This window comes from Brevibacterium sp. FME17 (genome assembly GCF_014897515.1).
Taxonomy (GTDB): domain Bacteria; phylum Actinomycetota; class Actinomycetes; order Actinomycetales; family Brevibacteriaceae; genus Brevibacterium.
Map to the genome: position 1 here is coordinate 58,743 of NZ_JABUYD010000017.1, position 18,304 is coordinate 77,046.

At 63.6% G+C, this 18,304-nt stretch carries 16 protein-coding genes; 4 read left to right on the top strand and 12 right to left on the bottom strand.

The annotated features are described in order from the left end of the window. Positions 1-1,167 (top strand): CaiB/BaiF CoA transferase family protein, encoded by a 1,167-nt coding sequence (locus INT40_RS14800; protein ID WP_193096386.1) that lies wholly within the window; start codon positions 1-3, stop codon positions 1,165-1,167. A 6-nt stretch (positions 1,168-1,173) separates the two neighbouring features. Here the strand turns inward: INT40_RS14800 and INT40_RS14805 are convergent, their stop codons facing one another. The 4 genes from INT40_RS14805 to INT40_RS14820 all read right to left on the bottom strand — a co-directional run bounded on the left by INT40_RS14805 (position 1,174) and on the right by INT40_RS14820 (position 6,363). Next, positions 1,174-2,142 carry an electron transfer flavoprotein subunit alpha/FixB family protein gene (locus tag INT40_RS14805; RefSeq protein ID WP_193096387.1) on the bottom strand — a complete coding sequence of 323 codons (969 nt, stop codon included), beginning with the start codon at positions 2,140-2,142 and terminating at the stop codon, positions 1,174-1,176. Beyond that, positions 2,139-2,927, bottom strand: a complete 789-nt coding sequence (locus INT40_RS14810) for an electron transfer flavoprotein subunit beta/FixA family protein (protein WP_193096388.1) — start codon at positions 2,925-2,927, stop codon at positions 2,139-2,141. The genes INT40_RS14805 and INT40_RS14810 overlap by 4 nt, the downstream gene beginning before the upstream one ends. A 3-nt stretch (positions 2,928-2,930) precedes the next feature. Next, positions 2,931-5,444: a GcvT family protein gene (locus INT40_RS21235; RefSeq protein ID WP_193096389.1), complete on the bottom strand. Its 2,514-nt coding sequence runs from the start codon at positions 5,442-5,444 to the stop codon at positions 2,931-2,933. A gap of 142 nt (positions 5,445-5,586) precedes the next feature. Further along, a complete protein-coding gene (locus INT40_RS14820; protein WP_101573145.1) occupies positions 5,587-6,363 on the bottom strand; it encodes an IclR family transcriptional regulator in 777 nt (258 codons plus the stop codon). 121 nt (positions 6,364-6,484) lie between these two features. Between INT40_RS14820 and INT40_RS14825 the strand changes: the two genes are divergently transcribed. Beyond that, positions 6,485-7,234: an IclR family transcriptional regulator gene (locus INT40_RS14825; RefSeq protein WP_101573147.1), complete on the top strand. Its 750-nt coding sequence runs from the start codon at positions 6,485-6,487 to the stop codon at positions 7,232-7,234. Positions 7,235-7,303: 69 nt separating this feature from the next. On the opposite strand, the gene INT40_RS14830 is transcribed toward INT40_RS14825, so the two are convergent. The 4 genes from INT40_RS14830 to INT40_RS14845 form a co-directional block, all read right to left on the bottom strand. Next, the gene (locus INT40_RS14830; RefSeq protein ID WP_193096390.1) at positions 7,304-8,890 is read right to left on the bottom strand and encodes an FMN-binding glutamate synthase family protein; all 1,587 of its coding nucleotides are present in this window, start codon (positions 8,888-8,890) and stop codon (positions 7,304-7,306) included. Between the two features lie 119 nt (positions 8,891-9,009). After that, positions 9,010-9,609 (bottom strand): sigma factor-like helix-turn-helix DNA-binding protein, encoded by a 600-nt coding sequence (locus tag INT40_RS14835; RefSeq protein WP_319022005.1) that lies wholly within the window; start codon positions 9,607-9,609, stop codon positions 9,010-9,012. 45 nt (positions 9,610-9,654) lie between these two features. Further along, positions 9,655-10,119: a carboxymuconolactone decarboxylase family protein gene (locus INT40_RS14840; RefSeq protein ID WP_101573153.1), complete on the bottom strand. Its 465-nt coding sequence runs from the start codon at positions 10,117-10,119 to the stop codon at positions 9,655-9,657. A 188-nt stretch (positions 10,120-10,307) separates the two neighbouring features. Further along, the gene (locus INT40_RS14845; RefSeq protein ID WP_193071349.1) at positions 10,308-11,168 is read right to left on the bottom strand and encodes a methylenetetrahydrofolate reductase; all 861 of its coding nucleotides are present in this window, start codon (positions 11,166-11,168) and stop codon (positions 10,308-10,310) included. 370 nt (positions 11,169-11,538) lie between these two features. Here INT40_RS14845 and INT40_RS14850 point away from each other — a divergent pair, with 370 nt between their 5' ends. Then, the gene (locus tag INT40_RS14850; RefSeq protein WP_226831400.1) at positions 11,539-12,630 is read left to right on the top strand and encodes an aminomethyltransferase family protein; all 1,092 of its coding nucleotides are present in this window, start codon (positions 11,539-11,541) and stop codon (positions 12,628-12,630) included. A 220-nt stretch (positions 12,631-12,850) separates the two neighbouring features. Here INT40_RS14850 and INT40_RS14855 read toward each other — a convergent pair whose 3' ends face one another. From INT40_RS14855 to INT40_RS14870, 4 genes are all read right to left on the bottom strand, one after another. Further along, a complete protein-coding gene (locus INT40_RS14855) occupies positions 12,851-14,305 on the bottom strand; it encodes an APC family permease (RefSeq protein WP_101573157.1) in 1,455 nt (484 codons plus the stop codon). Positions 14,306-14,616: 311 nt separating this feature from the next. Continuing rightward, positions 14,617-14,913 (bottom strand): antibiotic biosynthesis monooxygenase family protein, encoded by a 297-nt coding sequence (locus INT40_RS14860; RefSeq protein ID WP_101573159.1) that lies wholly within the window; start codon positions 14,911-14,913, stop codon positions 14,617-14,619. Between the two features lie 208 nt (positions 14,914-15,121). Then, on the bottom strand, positions 15,122-15,406 hold the full coding sequence (locus INT40_RS14865; RefSeq protein WP_101573161.1) for an FmdB family zinc ribbon protein: 285 nt from the start codon (positions 15,404-15,406) through the stop codon (positions 15,122-15,124). Between the two features lie 92 nt (positions 15,407-15,498). After that, a complete protein-coding gene (locus INT40_RS14870) occupies positions 15,499-16,710 on the bottom strand; it encodes a site-specific DNA-methyltransferase (protein WP_193096391.1) in 1,212 nt (403 codons plus the stop codon). Positions 16,711-16,747: 37 nt separating this feature from the next. Between INT40_RS14870 and INT40_RS14875 the strand changes: the two genes are divergently transcribed. Further along, on the top strand, positions 16,748-18,304 hold the full coding sequence (locus INT40_RS14875) for an FAD-dependent oxidoreductase (RefSeq protein WP_226831402.1): 1,557 nt from the start codon (positions 16,748-16,750) through the stop codon (positions 18,302-18,304).

Here is an 18,304-nt window from a genome sequence, read left to right on the forward strand (position 1 = left end):
ATGACAGTGCTCAAAGACGTGCGTGTCCTCGACCTCGGCGGAATCGGCCCCGGCCCCTTCGCCTCAATGATGTTGGCAGATATGGGCGCCGAGGTGATTCGCCTTGATCCGCCGAAGACAGCCGGCCAGCCCATGAACCCTGTTCTCGACCGTGGCAAAAGGTCGATGACCGCAGACTTCAAGTCCGAAGCCGGCATCGACCTCGCCCGGTCCCTGGCTGCGAAGTCCGACATCGTCATCGAAGGCTTCCGCCCAGGCGCCGCGGAACGCTTGGGCCTGGGCCCTGACGATCTCCACGCGCTCAATCCTGCCCTCGTCTACGGCCGCATCACCGGCTACGGACAGGACGGACCGAAGGCGCAGAAGGCCGGGCACGACCTGGGCTACATCGCCTCTGCCGGACTGCTCAACCAGCTCGGTCGCGCTGATGGGCCACCGCAGTTCCCCGCAAACCTCATCGGCGATTTCGGTGGGGGCGGCATGCTCCTCGTCGTCGGCGTTCTCGGCGCCCTCACCAGTGCCCGCACCAGCGGCATCGGCACCGTCGTCGACACCGCCATGATCGACGGCGCGAATCTCCTGTATTCGATGATGCATGGCTTCTCCGAGGTCGGCATGTGGCGTCACGACGCACGCGGGCGCAACCTCCTGGATTCCGGAGCACCGTTCTACGACGTCTATCCCACCGCCGATGACAGGTACGTGTCCGTTGCCTGCATCGAACCGGCCTTCTTCGCCGAATTCATCCGCACTCTCGACATCGAGGACCGCCTGCCCGAACCGCTGGGCGAGATCAACCATTGGCAGCCGAAGCACTGGCCCCTCATGCGGCCAGTCTTCGCCGAGGAGCTCGCCTCACGCACCTTGGCTGAACTCGAAGAACTCTTCGCCGACAGCGACGCCTGCGTCGAACCGGTCCGCACCATGGCTGAGGCGAAGACCGATGCTCATAACCAGTACCGCGGACTCTTCTACACCGATGAGGCCGGAATCGAGCAACCCGCACCGGCACCGAGGTTCGGCCAGGCAACTGCCCCCACCTCAACAGGCACCCCCACCTCAACTGGCGCGGCCACCTCAGGTGGCGCGGACAGTGCAGGCCAACCTCGGCGGGCACCGGTTATCGGTGCCGACACCGACGCGGTGATCGCCGAATTGGGCCTGTGAGCGACATCAGCCGCGACGGTTCCTGATCTCCTCGTTGACGGCGCCGACGACCTCGTGGAGATCGCCGATGATGGCGTAATCGGCGCGCTGAACCATCGTCGACTCCTCGTCGGTGTTGATCGCGATGAGCGTCTTCGCGCCCTCGATTCCGGCCATGTGCTGGATCGCGCCGGAGATTCCGCACGCGATGTAGACATCGGGGGTGATCCGACTGCCGGTCTGACCGACCTGTTCGGAATGCGGTCGCCAGCCCAGACCCGTGACCACGCGAGAGACTCCCAGGGCCCCGCCGAGGTGGTCGACGAGTTCGAGGACCTCGCCGAATCCGCTCTCCGAACCGACTCCGCGACCGGCTCCGACGACGGCTCTGGCCTGAGTCAGCCCTGTCGTGTCATTGCCATCGGTGGTTTCGACTTCGGTGCGAAGCACGCGGGTGCGCAGATCCTCCTCCGCGGTTTCGGGGGAGTGCGTGAGGACCTCCGGTGTCGTCGGTGTGGTCTCCTCCGGGTTGCAGGCGTGGCCGGCGACCGTAAGAACCTGCAGGTCACCGCCGAGTCGGAGGCGTTCGAACGCGGTCCCACCGAGCACCTGTCGCAGCAGACCCTCGTCGTCGGCGGCCACGACGTTGGCCGCCATCCGCTCACCGATGCGCACGGCCACATGTGTCATGAGCTCCATCCCGCGCGGAGTCCCCGAGGCCAGAACCGTCCCGGTCTCCGGCGCGATGTCGACGAGAGCCTGAGCCCAGGCTGCGGCTGAATAGGCCTCAAGGTCCGCAGACTCGAGGTGGTGGATCCGGTCCACGCCGAGTGCTGCGAGCTGCTTGTGGGCTGACTCGGTGAGCGAGCCGATGACGGCAGCTTCGAGGACCGAACCGGCGAGGACGTCCGCGTTCGTACGGGCGAAGGTGAGCGCCTCGGCGGAGGTCAGCTGCACCTGACCACTCTCATCGGTTTCGACGTATACGAGAGTCATGACCTGATCACTCCGATCTCTTCGAGAATATCGACCAAGGCACCGGCAGCGTCACGGCCCTCGCCGAGGATCGTGACCGCGCTTGCCTTCTCCGGCGGCAATTCGAGGCCGATGCGCGGATTTCCGGCACCCGGCTCGGGCGCCACATATTCGGCAATGCGAGCCTTCTTCGCCTTCATTCGACCGGTGATCGATGGATAGCGCGGGTCGATACCGCCCTCCTGGACGGCGATGACGGCGGGCAGCTCGAGGGAGAAGGCCTCGGTCCCGGCCGGCCCGATCCCGTGGGCCTCGATCGCGCCGGAGCCGCCGGAACCCCCGGGCGCACTCAGCGTCTGGATCCCGGTCAGCACCGGGTATTCGAGATCATAGGCCAGACGGATGGGAACCTGGAAATCACCGGTGTCGGCGGCATCATTGCCCAGCAGCACGAGATCGAAGTTCTGGCCCTCCTCGGCGCGATCACGGATGACGTCACCGATGATCGAGGCGATGTCTTCGGGGCCGAACGCCTCGGGATTGTCGGCTTCGATGAGGATTCCGTCGTTGGCGCCCACGCCTACGGCTGCGCGCAGCTGTTCGACCGCCTCGGCGGGGCCCAACGTCAGTACTGTGACCGTGCCGCCGGTGGCAGCCGCGGTCTGGATGGCCAACTCCACCGCGCATTCCTCGTGCGCCGAGGTGGTGTGGCCCAGGCTTGAGTCGTCGATGTTCGTGCCGGATTCGTTGAGCGTGATCTGGCCCGAGATGTCGGGGATGCGTTTGATGCAGACGAGGATGTCCACGGCCTACCTCCTGATGCTCTCGTTGTCGGGATCGAAGAGGGGCGTGGCGTCGATCGAGGCCACCGTGACGGGGTAGGCCTCCTCCATGTAGACGACGGTGAGCTGGTTGCCCAGGACCGCCTCGGCGGGAGGGAGGAAGGCCATGAGGACATGCTTGCCCAGGCTCGGGGCAGACCCCGCCGAGGTGACGAAGGAGTGGTGCCCGTGCCCGTCGACCAGCGGCCCGCCGTCCTTGGATTGGATGGGTTCCCCGCCGAGCATGTAGCGTTTCTCGCCGCTGGCGCTTGTATGATCGTCGACCGTGAGTGAGCACAGGATAGCCTTCGGGTCCTCCTCGCGGTGTCGCAGGTGGGCGTCGCGGCCGACGAAGTTCTGCGACTTCACCTTCGGTCGGGCCATGCCGACCTCGATGACGGTGCGGTCGGAGTCGAGTTCGGCACCGAAGGCGCGGTAGCCCTTCTCGATGCGGCCCGTGGTGCCGTAGACGCCGAGTCCCACCGGTACGAGACCGTGCTCTTTTCCGGCCTCGGTGAGGACGTCCCAGAGTTTGAGTCCGGATTCCATAGGGACGTAGAGTTCCCAGCCCAGATCACCGACGTAGGAGATGCGGGAGGCCAGCACCGTCAGCGAGCCGATCTCGATGGTCCGGGCCGTGCCGAACTTGAAGGCTTCGTGGGAGACGTCTGCGTTCGTGACCTGGGAGAGGATGTCGCGTGCCCGCGGTCCCCACAATCCGATCGTCGTCCATGACGATGTGAGGTCGGCGATCTGGGCACCTGTCTTCGGGAGCCGATCGGCGAACCATTTGACGTCGACCATGCCGTGGGCGGCTCCCGTGACAACGCGGAACCGGTCGTGGGACAGTCGCATGATGGTCAGGTCCGAGCGGAATCCACCTGCCTCGTCGAGGACCGGGGTGTAGACGACCCTGCCGATCTTCACATCCATCTGGGCCAGCACGATGGACTGGACGGCATCGAGGGCGGCGGGGCCGAACACATCGAAGATGACGAAGCTTGAGAGGTCGACGAGTCCGGCGCGCTCGCGCATCGCTAGGTGTTCGGCGTTGGTGATCGGCGACCACCAACGCGAGTCCCATTCCGCAGTGCGGTCCATGACCTTGTCGCCGAATTCTTCGAGCAGCGGTGCATTCGATTCGTACCACTGGGGGCGTTCCCAGCCGGCGACTTCGAAGAAGACGGCGCCGAGTTCCTTCTCGCGCTCATGCATGGGGGAGAGGCGAACGTTGCGGTCGGAGTTCCACTGCTCGCCGGGATGGACGATGCCGTAGGTCTTGATGAAGGCTTCCGAGGTGCGGGCCTGTACGTGTTCGCGGGTGCGTTGGTGCGGGTGGAAGCGGGCGATGTCGGCGCCCTGGACGTCGACCTCGGGCAGGCCGTTCGTCATCCACTCGGCCACGGCCCGGCCCACGCCCGGGCCTTCCTTGACCCACACGGCTGCGGCCGACCACAGGCCTCTGACCTCGGGTGATTCGCCGAGGATGGGAGCACCGTCGGGAGTCAGGGACAGGAGACCGTTGATCGCGTAGCGGATCTCGACGTCGGGGTTGGACAGCACATCGGGCATGAGTTCGAGGGCCTGTTCGAGCTGCGGGTCGAAGTCGTCGTCGGTGAAGGGCATCTCCGTGGGGGAGAGCTTCGCGGCCTCGATCGAAGGGATCTCATCGGGCTCGTGGAGAATTGCACGGTGGGCGTAGGAGCCGATCTCCATGTCCGAGCCGTGCTGACGTTCGTAGCAGAAGGTGTCCATATCGCGCACTATGGGGAAGGTGATCTCACCCGTCTGTTCGGCCAGCTGTGGGACCGGGCCGACGCTGATCATCTGGTGCACTGCCGGGGTCAGTGGGATCGCGGCACCGGCCATGGCAGCGATGCGCGGACTCCAGACACCGCAGGCGATGAGAATCTTGTCGGTCTCGATCGCACCCTTCGTGGTGTGCACGCGTGCGATCGACCCGCCCTCGACGTCGATGCCGGTCACCTCGGTGTTCGGCGACACAGTGAGAGCACCCTTCTTCTGCGCGGACTCGCGCATCGTCGTGCCCGCCCCGACGGAGTCGACGACGCCGACGCTGGGCGTCCAGAAGGCACCGACGATGACCGACGGGTCGAGGAACGGAACCTTCTCGACGACCTCTTCGGGGGTGACCAGATGAGATTCGATGCCCCAGGCCTTGGCCGAGGCCATCCTGCGCCGCAGCTCCTGCATGCGCTCCTGGGTGCGAGCGACCTCGTAGCCGCCGGACTGGGTGAAGACGCCGAGTTCCTTGTACTGACGCACGCTGTCAAGGGTGAGGTCGGTGATCTCGCGGGAATGATCGACCGGGAAGATGAAGTTCGAGGCATGTCCGGTCGAGCCGCCCGGGTTGGGCAGCGGACCCTTGTCGACCTGGACGATGTCGCTCCAGCCGAGCTCGGCCAGATGGTGGACGAGGCTGTTGCCGACGATGCCTGCACCGACGACAACGACACTGGCCTGGGCGGGAATGGAGGCCACGGGAGGCTCCTCTCCGAAGGCATCTTCGCCTTCAACGGCACATGTTGTGTACTATGCAACGTGACGCACTATGTGAAACTAGGTGCTCTGATCGTCCTCCGCCCGCCGAGGTGTGTCAAGGGGTCTGTTCGGCGACCGTTCCTCAGCTCTCGCGCCAGCCGAACCGTGACGAGATGTCGGCGGCCGCAGCCACCAGCAGATCCTTGGCAGCTTCGACCTTTTCCTCCGTGAAGCGAAACCCCGGTCCCGAGGCAGAGACCGAGGCGATGACATCGCCGTGGGCGTTGCGAATCGGGGCAGAAACGGCGGTGAGGCCGATCTCGAGCTCATCGATGACGATCGAGTGTCCGGCGGCGACCACCTCGGCGACTTCAGCGAGCAGGTGGGGGATCGCGGTCACCGTGTGCGGAGTGTAGGTCGGCAGTCTCTTTTCGAGTGCGGCGCGGATGCCTGCCTCGCTCAGGCCCGACAGGAGGACCTTGCCGTTCGATGTCGCGTGCAGGGGGATGCGCTGGCCGACCCAGTTGTGGCTCTGGACAGAGGCACTGCCGGAGACCTGGTCGAGGTAGAGTGCCGCACCGTCGGAGAGGACGGCGACGTTGATCGTCTCACCGGTGCGTTCTGCTAAGAGCTTCGCGATGGGGCGGGCTTCCTGGACGATGTCGAGACGTGCGGTGGTGGCTCCGGCAAGGCGGAGGATGCCAAGACCCAGGCGGTACTTGCCGCGATGCTGGTCCTGTTCGACGAGGCCGCGGGCCTCAAGTGTGGACACGATGCGGGAGGCGGTCGATTTGTGCACGCCGAGTTCGACTGCGATGTCGGTGACCCCGGCGAGCCCGGTGCGGGCGATGACCTCGAGGATCGTGACCGCGCGGTCGACTGACTGCACGGAGCCGGAATTCGTCTCGCTGTTGCTCATTTCGAAACTGTAACTCACATGACACAACACGAACAGGGTTCAATCACGGGTGATGTAGGGTGAATGCCGCCGGAGCGCCGATGGCGCCGCGGCACATCTTTCCCCGACGGAGTTGAGCGCTATGACCAATGGGACCCAGTCGATCGATCGCGCGGCAGAGATATTGTCGCTGGTGGTGAAGTCGGATGACCCGATCTCCTACACAGAAGTGGTGGAGTCGACGGAGCTGGCACGATCGACGGTCTCACGCCTGCTCTCCGCCCTCGAACGCAACGGTCTGGTCGAACGTGACGGCGATGGACTCTATCGTGGAGGATCCCTTTTCGCGACCTACGCTTCGCGCTTCGATCGGGTCGAAACGCTGGTCACGGCGGCCGATCCCACGCTGCAGCGGCTGAGCGAGGAGACCGGCGAGACGGTCAATCTCGCCGTGCCCAGTGCCACAGGTGTCGTGCAGGTCGCACAGGTCGATTCGACCTTCGTCCTCGGCGCCACGAACTGGGTCGACGTGGAGGTGCCACCGCACTGCTCGGCGCTGGGCAAGATCATGTACGCCTTCGATATCATCCCGGTTCCCGCTGGCCGGTTGGAGCGCCGCACCCCGTACACCTTGGGCTCCCGGAAAGAGCTCATGGACAACCTCGCCGAGGTGCGCGAACGTGGGTATGCGCTCGTGCACGAGGAATTCGAAGAGGGACTCGATGCCCTGGCCGCACCCGTGTACGGCGTCGACGGTCAGGTGGTTGCGGCGATCGGAATCTCGGGTCCGACCATGCGCATCGCTGCACATCATGACGACGTCGGACGCCTCCTCGTCGACGAGGCGGGTCTGCTCTCCCGCAGCCTCAAGCGCAAGGTCACCCACCGCTGAGTCCCGCGTTTCCCTGGGTCGCACGAACCCCTGAGTCGCACGAACCCCTGAGTCGCACGAACCCTTGAGTCACGCGTTCCGGAACGTTCCTGAGTCGGCGCGCGCCCAGTCCCTCGCCCATGACTCCGGTGGCTGTGCCAGAAGCTCTCCCGGCTGCAGCCATTCGTAGAGTTCGGCATAGGAGCGGTGCTCGTTGCGGGAGATATTGCGCTGCAGGTGTTCCGGGCGCAGCTCCTGCGGGCTGCTGGCACCCATTGATGCCATGATCTCGACGGCCTGCTCGACCGTCGCTTCTTGGTAGTTCTTTACGCGTTCGCTCTTGTCGCCGACGTGCAGGGCACGCTGACGCTTCGGATCCTGGGTCGTCACCCCGACAGGGCAGAGCCCGGTGTGGCAGATCTGGGCCTGAATGCAGCCGACGGCCATCATCATCGCTCGTGCCGAATTCGTGTAGTCCGCTCCTTGGGCCAGGCGTTTGACGATGTCGTTGCCAGCAGCGACCTTACCGCTGGCCCCGATCCGGATCTGGTCGCGCAGGCCGGTGCCGACCAAAGCATTGTGCATGGTGAGCAGCCCGTCGGTCAGGGGCGTTCCCATGTGATCCTCGAACTCGAGAGGAGCCGCACCCGTTCCTCCTTCAGAGCCGTCGACGATGATGAAGTCCGGTGCCGTGCCGACGTCCTTGATCGCCTTGCAGATCGCCAGCACATCGATACGGGAGCCGACGCACAGTTTGAAGCCGGCGGGCTTCCCGCCAGATAGTTCACGCATGCGGGCAATGAATTCGATGAGTTCGGTCGGGGTGCTGAAGGCAGAGTGCGCCGGGGGACTGACGCACTTCACGCCCTGGGGGACCCCTCGGGCCCGGGCGATCTCCGCATTGACCTTGGCCGCAGGCAGGACGCCGCCGATGCCTGGCTTTGCGCCCTGGCTCAGCTTCAGGGACACGCATTTGACCTGATCACGCGAACTCTGCTGCGCGAACTGATCCGGGTCGAATCGGCCCTCGTCGGTGCGTGTGCCGAAGTATCCGGAGCCCACTTCCCAGATCAGGTCACCATTGTTCTCAAGATGATAAGGCGAGATGCCGCCTTCGCCGGTGTCGTGGGCGAAGCCGCCCATCTCCGCCCCGCGATTGAGCGCTCGCACCGCGTTGGGCGACAGAGCACCGAAGCTCATCGCAGAGACGTTGAGCAGGGACATGCTGTAGGGGTGTGAGCAGTCGCGGCCGCCCACGATGACACGTGGCGGCGTCGCAGGAGCGGGGATTGGGGCAGTGGAATGAACGAGATATTCATAGCCTTCAGCATTGACGTCGCGCTCGGTGCCGAAGGCCTTCTCTCCGTGGATGCCCTTCGACCGTTCATAGACGATCGAGCGTGTGTCGCGGTCAAAGGGGCGACCGTCCCAGTTGCGTTCGATGAAGTACTGCTGGAGTTCTGGTCGTAGGCTCTCGAGGAGAAACCGCAGGTGCCCGACGACCGGATAGTTGCGCAGGATCGCGTGTTTCTTCTGTGTGAGATCGTAGATCGCGAGAACGATGACGGCGGCGACGAGGGCACCGATCACCCACCAGGCCCACGGTCCGACTGCTGCCGCCCACCCCAGTGCCACCAGAATGCCGAGTGTCGCAGCGATTGCCAGGAAACGTCCCATCGTGATCTCCTCCCGAGCGAACGATGGAGCCCCGAGTCTCGGGTCACGATCTCAGTGACGGGCGCCGTTGGTTCCGTGTGCTCAAAAGCGGCGTCGGGCAGCATCGTCCTGCTGCCATGCTATGCCTCGATCCGGAGAGAACTGAGAAATCTGCCTGTGAAATCAGAGATGTGGTCACGTCCTGCGCGAACGACGGCAATGGCGAATCCACCATTGACCTTGACGGTTCCTCTGAAGTCCTGACCACTGGAGCTGCCGGGGGTGGTGACCGAGTGGAAGAAGCGGATGATCCGCTGGGCACCGAAGATCGGATTGAGTGCAGAGGAGACCTTGCCGCCCCCATCGGCCCAGAACACGGCGTCCTCGGCCAGCAGCAGGCCGAGTGCTGTTCTCAGATCGCCGCTGTGAATCGCATCGATGAGACGACCGAGCATCGCCGAGTCCGCGGTGCGAGTCACCTGCCGATCCAGATCGATCCGGCGTGCGGCTCGTGAGATCATCTGGCGCACAGCGGCAGAGCTCTTGCCGAGAATTCCGGCGACCTCCTCGGCGATCATATCGAAGGCCCTGGTGAGAACGAAGGCCGCGCGGGTCTCCGGGTTCAGCTGCTCGGCCAGGTGGAGCAGTGTCAGCGACAGCAGGTCCCGATTCGCGACCGCATCCTCTGGCAGCTGGTCGGTCGAGACCGGCTCGGGCGGCCTCTGTGCTGGCAGCCGTATCGCCTGGGCTGCCTAACTCGATCCCGTCCACCTCTCCAATGTAGATCAGTCGGCTGTCTCGGCAGAGCCATCGGCGACCGGCGGGGTCGTCTCGGTGGCGATTGCCAGGCGATTCCAGACGTTGATCGTGGAGATGGCCAGAAGCAGGTCGCCGAGCTGTTCGGCGCTGAAGTGCTTGGCCACCTCGTCCCAGATCTCGTCGGTCACGGTCTCCGGACCGAGTTTCGTCACCGCATCCGTGAGGGCGAAGACGCTGCGCTCTCGCTCATCGAACAGGGCGCCGGCGTGCTGCCATGCCGAAACGGCGTAGAGCTTTCGGGACGAGACGCCGAGACTCTCCAGATCGGTGGAGTGCATGTCGACGCAGAAGCCGCAGCCGTTGACGATCGATGCGCGAAGCTTGATGAGATCGTAAAGCTCATCGCCCAGAGCGGTGCGGCAGTGGGAATCGAGTCGAGCAACGTGGGAGTAGCCCTTCTTGCTGACCTGGTCGAGGTTGATACGAGCCATGAGTGTCCTTTCCTGAAGGTGTGTCACGTTCCCTGGCGAACAATGTTGCGGACGACTTTCGCCCGTCATCCACTACGTCGGATGGCGGCGGTGAAGTGTGACAGGTTCACGCGAAATCTCTGTCCGCCGGGCACACCGAACGTCTCACACCTGCTGTCTTAGGACGCGCTGCCACACGACGTGCTGCCTCACGACGTGCTCGGGACCTCATCGGTGTGTCCTAGAGCAGCGAGCTGCTTGCGTCGCCAGATCTCCGTGTCCTTGATCTGGTTGAACGTATAAATGTGGAGTCCGGCCACGCCCATGGTCGGATCGTCCAGGATGGGTGCGAGTTTGTCGAGGAATTTCCGTGGGTTGTACCCGCCAGGTTTGGCCATTCGGGAGAAGGTCGCCGTGTTCTTGCGCAGGAACCGAGTCGATTCGCCCACGCCGATCTTCGACGCGACGCGGGCCAGCTTCGTCAGTTCCACTTTGCCAGCGATGCCCAGGATGAGCGGCAGCTCGATGCCGCGCGCCCGCACCCTGGCCAGCCACGTGGCGATGACTCCGGGATCAAAGCACAGATTCGAGACGAGGTGGGTGGCGTAGTCGCGTTTGTCCCACATCGCTTGGATGGTGACGTCATCGGGGATCAGCGGGTGAGTCTCCGGGTAGGCGCTGACGCCGAGGTGCTGGATCGGTGCCGCCATGCTCGCGAGGTCGACGATGAGGTTGAGTGCTCCGGCATAACCTCCGGCTGGGGGCGTGGCATCGCCGGCGGGGACGAAGATCCGATCGATGCCGGCCTGCGTGATGCGGTCGACGATCTCCTCGAGCTCGGTTCTGCCCTGGACCATCCTCGCTGCGATGTGGGGGACCGCATTGAATCCGAGCGCCTGCAGCTGTTCCGCGGTCGACAGCGTGGCCTCAAGTGTCAGCCCGGTCGAGGCGGTCACAGTGATCACCCGGCCGGGTGCGACGTACTCGTGGACACGGTCGACGACACCGGCGGTGGGAAGGATTTCATAGCGCGCGGATTTCAGCAGCGTGCTCAGAACTTCCTGTGACATCCCGTGCTCCTTTGAGAGGATCCCTGGAAAGTGGTCGACGGCTGATGAATCTGGATGGAAACCCTTGCTTCCGTCGACACTTCAATCCTACACTGATTCTACCCATAATATGGGAATCGAGTTCTACAATGTAGAACTGATCAGCAGGGGGAACATCATGGACAACAACGTTCCATCAGTGGACCAAAGCGACAGACAAGTCCCAATCAACCTACGCCAATCAGGCCCCACGCCAGTCGAGATGCTCATTGACACCAGAGTGCGGAAGTCTCCGTACTGGGAGCTGTCGATGCAAGAGGGATGCTGGCGAGCCTCTATCTACAACCGGATGTACCACCCGCGCGGCTATGTGCCTCGCGAGGATGGCGGGATGATGGTCGAGTACCAGTCTCTCGTCAACGACGTGACTTTGTGGAACGTCGCCGTCGAACGTCAGATCCAAGTCAAGGGTCCCGACGCCGAGGCGTTCGTGAACTATGTCATCACCCGTGACGCGACCAAAATCCCAGTCATGCGCGCCCGTTACGTGATCCTGTGCAATGAAGCCGGAGGCATCCTCAACGACCCGATCCTGCTGCGAGTGGCGATCGACGAATTCTGGTTCAGCCTCTCGGACACCGACCTCATGCTCTGGCTGCAGGGCGTCAACGTCGGCAAGGGGTTCGACGTCACCATCGCCGAGATCGATGTCTCGCCGGTGCAGGTCCAGGGTCCGAAGTCCGTCGATGTCATCGCCGACCTCGTCGGTGAAGAGGGGCGCACGCTGCCCAGCTATGGACTCATGGAAGCCCAGGTCGGCGGGCACGACGTCATCATCTCCCAGACAGGGTTCACCGGAGAGAAGGGCTACGAGATCTACCTCAAGGACTCGACGAAATACGCCGAGGACATGTGGAACGCAGTGCTCGCAGCCGGCATTCCCTACAACCTCAAGGTCGTTGCTCCCAGCCATCACCGCAGGATTGCCGCAGGCATCCTGTCGTGGGGTCAGGACATGGACTTCGAGACCTACCCGTTCCAGGTCAACCTCTCATACCAGGTGCCGCGGAAGAAGGAAGCCGACTACATCGGCAAAGCGAAACTCGAGGAGGTTCGTGAGCAGATCACTGCCGGTACTCCACCGTTCAAGACTCAGCTCGTGGGTCTGCTGGTCGGCGGAAAGCCGATCACAGACTACGCTCCCGACTTCTGGCTGGTCAGCGCCACATCTGGTGGCGACCCGGTCGGGTATGTGACGTCGCCCTGGTACTCACCGGAGCTCGAAGCCAATATCGCGATGGCACATGTGCCGGTCGAGAGCAGTGCGCTGGGAACCGAGTACTGGGTTCAACTCCCCGAACCCTTCGCAGACACCCCGGGTGAGCCCGTTCGCGCCGAGGTGGTGGAGATGCCGTTCCGAGCGAGCGTCAACCCCAGCCAGCGTGAACGTCTGAAGATGAACGGCCTCGACGCCGCCGTCTGATCCGCGGCGAAAGCCTGGGGCGGGCGAGAGCCTGAGTCCAGCGGTCGGGCTCTACCTAGCGGAGAAGTTCTGCTGTACGGTTCCATCCACCTGATCCGAGCGCGGTCACTGCGCGACATGCCAGTGGCCGCACTCTTGCGAGGTGAGAATTGTTCGCTGCTGCTCTCCAGCCGCTGTTGTTCGGGCTGACTCTCAGTGCATCACTTCCTGCGGCGCGACTTCACTTCCTGCGGAGTGACTTCACCTTCGCGAGGAGTTCGTCTTCAGCATTCGGTCCGGCCTTGATGCCGGTGGGCAGGCGGAACATGAAGAAGACTCCGACTGCGAGCCAGAGGCCGAACATGGCCCACGACTGCCAATCCAACTGTGCTGAGACCGGGGTGATCGGCAGGTAGAGGATGAAGAGGATGAAGGTCAGGATAGAAGAGATCACGCCGATGATGAAGCCACCATTGCGCGGCCCGCCGATGCGCAATGGACGTTCCATGTTCGGCTCGCGCCTGCGCAGAACCAGGAAGCCGACGCTGACGAGGAAGTAGGCGATGACGATCGCTGGTGATCCCGCATCGACGATCCAGCCGAGGGCCGCTGTGCCGAAGAACGGGGCGACGGCGGAGAGGGCTCCGATGAAGATGATCGCGTTGGACGGGGTCCGGTACTTGGGGTGCAGTTTGCCGAACCATTTCGGGATCATGCCCGCTGCGGCCATTGCCCACATCAGTCGGGACGAGCCCATGAGGAATGCGTTCCATGAGGTGATGATGCCTGCCAGACCGCCGGCGATGACGATCTTGCCCCAGATGGGCGAACCGAACATGGACGCGAGGGCGTCGGCGGTGACGAGGTCGTGGGTGCCCAATTCGGATGCGGGCATGGCCACCGAGGTGGTGCCGATGATGATCACGTAGAAGGCCACGGCCATGATGACGGAGATGACGACGAGCTTGCCGATCTTCGCAGGAGGAAGTTTGACCTCCTCGGCGGACTGCGGGATGACATCGAAGCCGACGAACAGGAACGGGACGACAGCCATCACTCCGATGAAGCCGGCGCCACCGCCGGAGAAGAATGGTTCGGCGTTCTCGATCGTTCCGCCGGTGAAGCCGCCGGCCAGCAGCATGAGTCCGACGATGATGAGGAACCAGACGACGAAGGTCTGGACCATGGAGGCGAGCTTGACGCCGCGGATGTTGATCCACGCGATGATGATCGCTGTGATGGTGCCGACGAGGGCCCAGGTGAGATAGACATCGGAACCGGCGATGGTCCACATCTTTATCTGTTCGAGGTTCGGGAACAGATAGACGGCGGTCTTCGGCACCGAGACGGCCTCGAACATGACGACGCTGATATAGCCGCCGGTGATCGCCCAGGATCCGAAGAGAGAGACTTTGGGGCCCATCGCCCGGATGAGGTAGTTGTGCTCACCGCCGGCGTGCGGCATCGCGGCCACCATCTCGGAGTACACCGTGCCGACGAAGCACATGATGACGCCACCGACGATGAACGCGAGAATCGCGCCGAGGGTGCCGGCACCGGTGAGCCAATCGCCGGTGAGGACGACCCAGCCGAAACCGATCATCGCTCCGAATCCGATGAACAGGGCATCGATCGTTCCCAGCGATCTGACGAAACCGTGGCCCCGGTCGTCGATCTCCGTGTTCTGCTGCGTCATTGCGTGCCTCTCATGTCCCTGCTATTACAGTTCTGCACAGTAGCAGGAAAAGCGAGAGTTCCGCGTCAGTAACCTCCGAACGGACGCATCGGCCGGTTCAGAGCCCCGACGCGTACAGGCCCAGGCTCCGACCCCGACGCCAACAGGCTCAAAATCAGGCTAAGGCTCAGCTCCGACCCCGTAAGTCGTGGGCTCGATTAGCTGAGTTCGGCCGACTTCCACCGCCGAACTGGCATGCAGCCGAGCTGACACGAGGCCGGACTGAGACAGGTCTGCCCCCACCGATCGGTGAGGGCAGACCTGCTTGGAGATCACTCGCCGAGGTCGACGACCTCGAACTCGAGAAGATTGGCCTGCTCCGAGACGGGCTCCTTGCCGTTGGCTTCGTGTGCGGGCTGGCGGGCCTGGCGCCAGTTCTCGAAGTCCTCACGTGTGGCCCACTGCGTGTAGACGAAGTACTGGTCGCCGCCGGAGACCGGACGCAGCAGCTGGAAGCCTTCGAAGCCGGGTGAGCCGTCGACGGAGTGCTTGCGTGCCGCGAAGCGCTTCTCGAGTTCACCGCGTGCCGCTTCGGGAACGGTGAGGGTATTGATGGCGACGACGGACATGCTGGCTCCTAAAACTGGGGAACAATTATCTGCAGAACAACGGTTCACAGACCGACGGCGAAACCGTTCGTGTCTTCCTCGAGGCTACGACCGAAATCTGGATCCGAGCTGAATTGTCCACATGAGACCGCGACCCGTCTCAGCATTATGAGATGAATCAGCATCGTGAGATGAAAGAGGACGCCAAAGCCCCCGAAGCCGATCGACCTCAGGCGCGGGGAAGCTTGGCGTGCCGCGGATCCCGGTTCACCGGCTGCGTACGGCGACTGGAGGAGGGAACACGCGAGATGACTGGTGGTGACTCTGCGGTCTTCTTCGTGGCGTCGATGTCTCCGAAGACAGTCCCGGAACCGGCGCCGAGGTGAGGGGAAGTGAACGCTGAGACGGCCGTTCCGTGGCAGTCGGGGCAGGTGACAGCCTCCGGTTTCCGGCTCATCGGAAAAGCCTGTTCGGTGTCGCCGCAGGACTCGCATCGGTAGACGTAGGTGGGCACTGGATCACTCTTCTCGAAATCATTGCCGACTGATAAGCCTCAATTCATTCCTACACCGTCACCAGGAAAGACTCAAGGGTGGCAGCGAGAGTTCATTGCTCGGCCACCCTGATCTCCGTGAAATGAAACTCGGGGTCGTGGCGCTTCGCGGCACGCCGGATCCGCTCCGCGGTGAGCCTGCTGATCTCGGGGAAACCGGTCTCGGAGTCCGTATCCACGAGGCTGCGCGCATTCTTCGACTGCAGCGGTTCTGGGGTCTGGACGAGGATGAACTTCCGTGAGCCTTCGTCTCTCTGATTGGCAGCCATCACTGCCTGCGCGGTCGTACCGGACCCGGCGAAGAAGTCGAGGACGATGGCGTCGGGATCGAAGAACGTCTGCGAGGCCACGAGCGTCTTGACCAGGTCGACGGGTTTGGGATAGCTGAAGATACCACCCAGTCCGAGATCTTCGAGGTCGTTCTGCCCGCCCAGGGCTTTGATGATCGAGTAGAGCTTCGAACTTGCCTTCTCAGCAGGCGTGACTCGCACGACCGCATGTTTCCCCTGGGCACCCCATTGGCGCAGAACATATTCACCCGAGGCCAACTTCGCATCCACCTCGGCGAGCTTCTTCGCTCCTTTGACATCGACGATGTCCTCGTACATCAGCCGGCGTTCCTGACCCCGGGCGTAGCGGCCGAAGCCGGCGCGCAGCACATCCGTTTCGACGAGCATGCGTTTGCCGTCGATGATCTCAAGCTTCGCCGGGGCCTTCTTCTCCGTCAGGAACGCACCCGCCTGATCAGCGACTTTGGCCCACACATGAACATAGTCGTGGCCGCGGACGAAGGAGGGGGAGTTGCCGCCGCCCTTCGCGCGCTGATGGATCAGGGTGCCCAGCGAATTGTCCTCGCCGAAGATCTCATGCCCCAGCAGCTGCGCCCACGCGCTCTCCCCATCGTCGAGGTGGATGAAGATCACGCCGTCATCGCGCATGAGCTCACGTGCGAGCATGAGTCGCGGCGTCATGAAGTTCAGCCAGCTCGCATGATCGTGCCCATGATCCTTATACGCCAGCGCATTGCCCGTGTTGTACGGCGGATCGATGTAGACGACCTTGACCCGCCCGCGATGCGTGGCCAGCAGCCCAGTCAGCGCCGGCAGGTTGTCCCCGACGACCAACATATTCTCAGCGACGTCCGGAACGTGGGTGTCACCATTGCGAATGAAATGCGGAACCTCGCCGAGGTGGCTCTGCTGTTCCAGCCGTTCGCCGAGTGCGAAGGCGGCGTCCTTTCCAGTCCAGTTCAGGGCCGTCGACATCCTTCTCCTTCTCCGCGATCGGTGCCAAGATTGCTGTATGAGTATTTCACGAGTGGCCGTGATCGGTGCCGGGATCGTCGGAGTGGCGCTCGCCAGGGAGATCACCGGCCGACTTCCAGCCGCTGAAGTGACCGTCTTCGATAAGGCTGACCGTGTTGGCGCACATCAGAGCGGGCACACCTCGGGGATCGTGGATCCCACCCTCGATGCGAAGGCAGGATCACCGGAAGCGAAGCTCGCCCGTCGAGGTGTTGAGCTGTTGGTCCCCTACGTGTCCGAACGCGGCATTCCCTACCGCGAGTGCGGGCAGCTCCTCGTCGCGCAGACCACCGACGAAGCCGACCGGCTCGAAGAGATCCTCGCCCGGGCCGAGGCGAACGCGATCCCGGGGGTCCGGCTACTCGATCGCAAAGAGATACGCGAGGTCGAACCCAATGCCAGGGGAGTCCTCGCCCTGTATTCGCCGCACACGGCCGTCACCGATTTCACCGCCCTGACCGAGGCGTTCGCTTCCGATGTCACCGCAGCCGGGGGTACCTCCCGCTTCGGCACCGAGGTCACCGGCCTGGACGTGATGAGCAACGAAGTCCGCGTCCGCATGTGTGCTGCAGCACCCGAGCCTGACACGGATGCGGCCAGTGACACCGGAGCCGACAGGCGGGAGAGTGGCGACCATTCCCAGGTTCGCGACGACATCGACGATCAGGTGCACGAGGCCCCGCGGACATATCGTGGTGAGGACTCGACTGGGCCGGTCATCGACTTCCGCGACGAGCTGCGCAGCCGTTTCGGTGAGCAGGGCTGGTTCAAGCAGGTCGAGGATACGATTGGCAACCTCAGCGACCGATTCACCAACCCGGCCTCGGGACGTGAACGGCCAGGAGCCCCTGATCATGAACGGCCAGGTGCTCGTGAGCAGGAACGGCCAAGTACCCGCGAGCGTGAACGTTCGGAGCGGTCCGAGGACGCGGAGGTTTTCGACCTCGTCATCGTCTGCGCTGGTCTCCAGGCTGACCGTCTGGCGTTGGCAGCCGGCTTCGACGAGGAGCCTCGCATCGTGGCCTTCACCAGCGACTACTACAGTGTCGACGACTCCACCGAGGTGGTTCGGGGCATCATCGGAACGGTTCCCGATGCCGGCACCCCGTTTACCGGGAAGTCTGTGGTCAGGGGCGTCAATGGCTCCTTGTCCCTGGGCCCGAACACATTCGTGTCCTTGGGGCGCGAACGCTATGACAAGCACGGTTTCGACCTCGGCGATATGGGGTCGACAGTCGGCTTCAAGGGGTTCTGGAAGTTCGCGGCGCAGACTGCGAAGACCGCGGCACGCGGTGCGAAGTCGGCCGTCAGCTCCTCCTCCTTCGTCGCGGAGGTTCGTAAGTTCGTTCCTGCCATCGACGCATCGACCGTCCGACCAGGAACGCGCGGCATCCGCGCACAGGCAATCGATGCCGGAGGCAAGCTCGTCGACGAACTGCGCGTGACCACGCGCGGCAGGCTCACCATGGTCAGGAGCCTCCCCAGGTCAGGGGCCACCTCGGCGCTGGCTGCCGCGGAGCGCATCGCGGACCAGGCCCTGGACGCGAACGCGTGA

What these genes read in the sequence shown, in the direction of transcription:
- INT40_RS14845 (WP_193071349.1), bottom strand. Translation starts at nt 11,168, where the DNA reads ATGTCACAGGAAGTTCTGAGCACGCTGCTGAAATCCGCGCGCTATGAA.
- INT40_RS14825 (WP_101573147.1), top strand. Translation starts at nt 6,485, where the DNA reads ATGACCAATGGGACCCAGTCGATCGATCGCGCGGCAGAGATATTGTCG.
- INT40_RS14800 (WP_193096386.1), top strand. Translation starts at nt 1, where the DNA reads ATGACAGTGCTCAAAGACGTGCGTGTCCTCGACCTCGGCGGAATCGGC.
- INT40_RS14805 (WP_193096387.1), bottom strand. Translation starts at nt 2,142, where the DNA reads ATGACTCTCGTATACGTCGAAACCGATGAGAGTGGTCAGGTGCAGCTG.
- INT40_RS14870 (WP_193096391.1), bottom strand. Translation starts at nt 16,710, where the DNA reads ATGTCGACGGCCCTGAACTGGACTGGAAAGGACGCCGCCTTCGCACTC.
- INT40_RS14840 (WP_101573153.1), bottom strand. Translation starts at nt 10,119, where the DNA reads ATGGCTCGTATCAACCTCGACCAGGTCAGCAAGAAGGGCTACTCCCAC.
- INT40_RS14875 (WP_226831402.1), top strand. Translation starts at nt 16,748, where the DNA reads ATGAGTATTTCACGAGTGGCCGTGATCGGTGCCGGGATCGTCGGAGTG.
- INT40_RS14860 (WP_101573159.1), bottom strand. Translation starts at nt 14,913, where the DNA reads ATGTCCGTCGTCGCCATCAATACCCTCACCGTTCCCGAAGCGGCACGC.
- INT40_RS14820 (WP_101573145.1), bottom strand. Translation starts at nt 6,363, where the DNA reads ATGAGCAACAGCGAGACGAATTCCGGCTCCGTGCAGTCAGTCGACCGC.
- INT40_RS14855 (WP_101573157.1), bottom strand. Translation starts at nt 14,305, where the DNA reads ATGACGCAGCAGAACACGGAGATCGACGACCGGGGCCACGGTTTCGTC.
- INT40_RS14830 (WP_193096390.1), bottom strand. Translation starts at nt 8,890, where the DNA reads ATGGGACGTTTCCTGGCAATCGCTGCGACACTCGGCATTCTGGTGGCA.
- INT40_RS14850 (WP_226831400.1), top strand. Translation starts at nt 11,539, where the DNA reads ATGATGGTCGAGTACCAGTCTCTCGTCAACGACGTGACTTTGTGGAAC.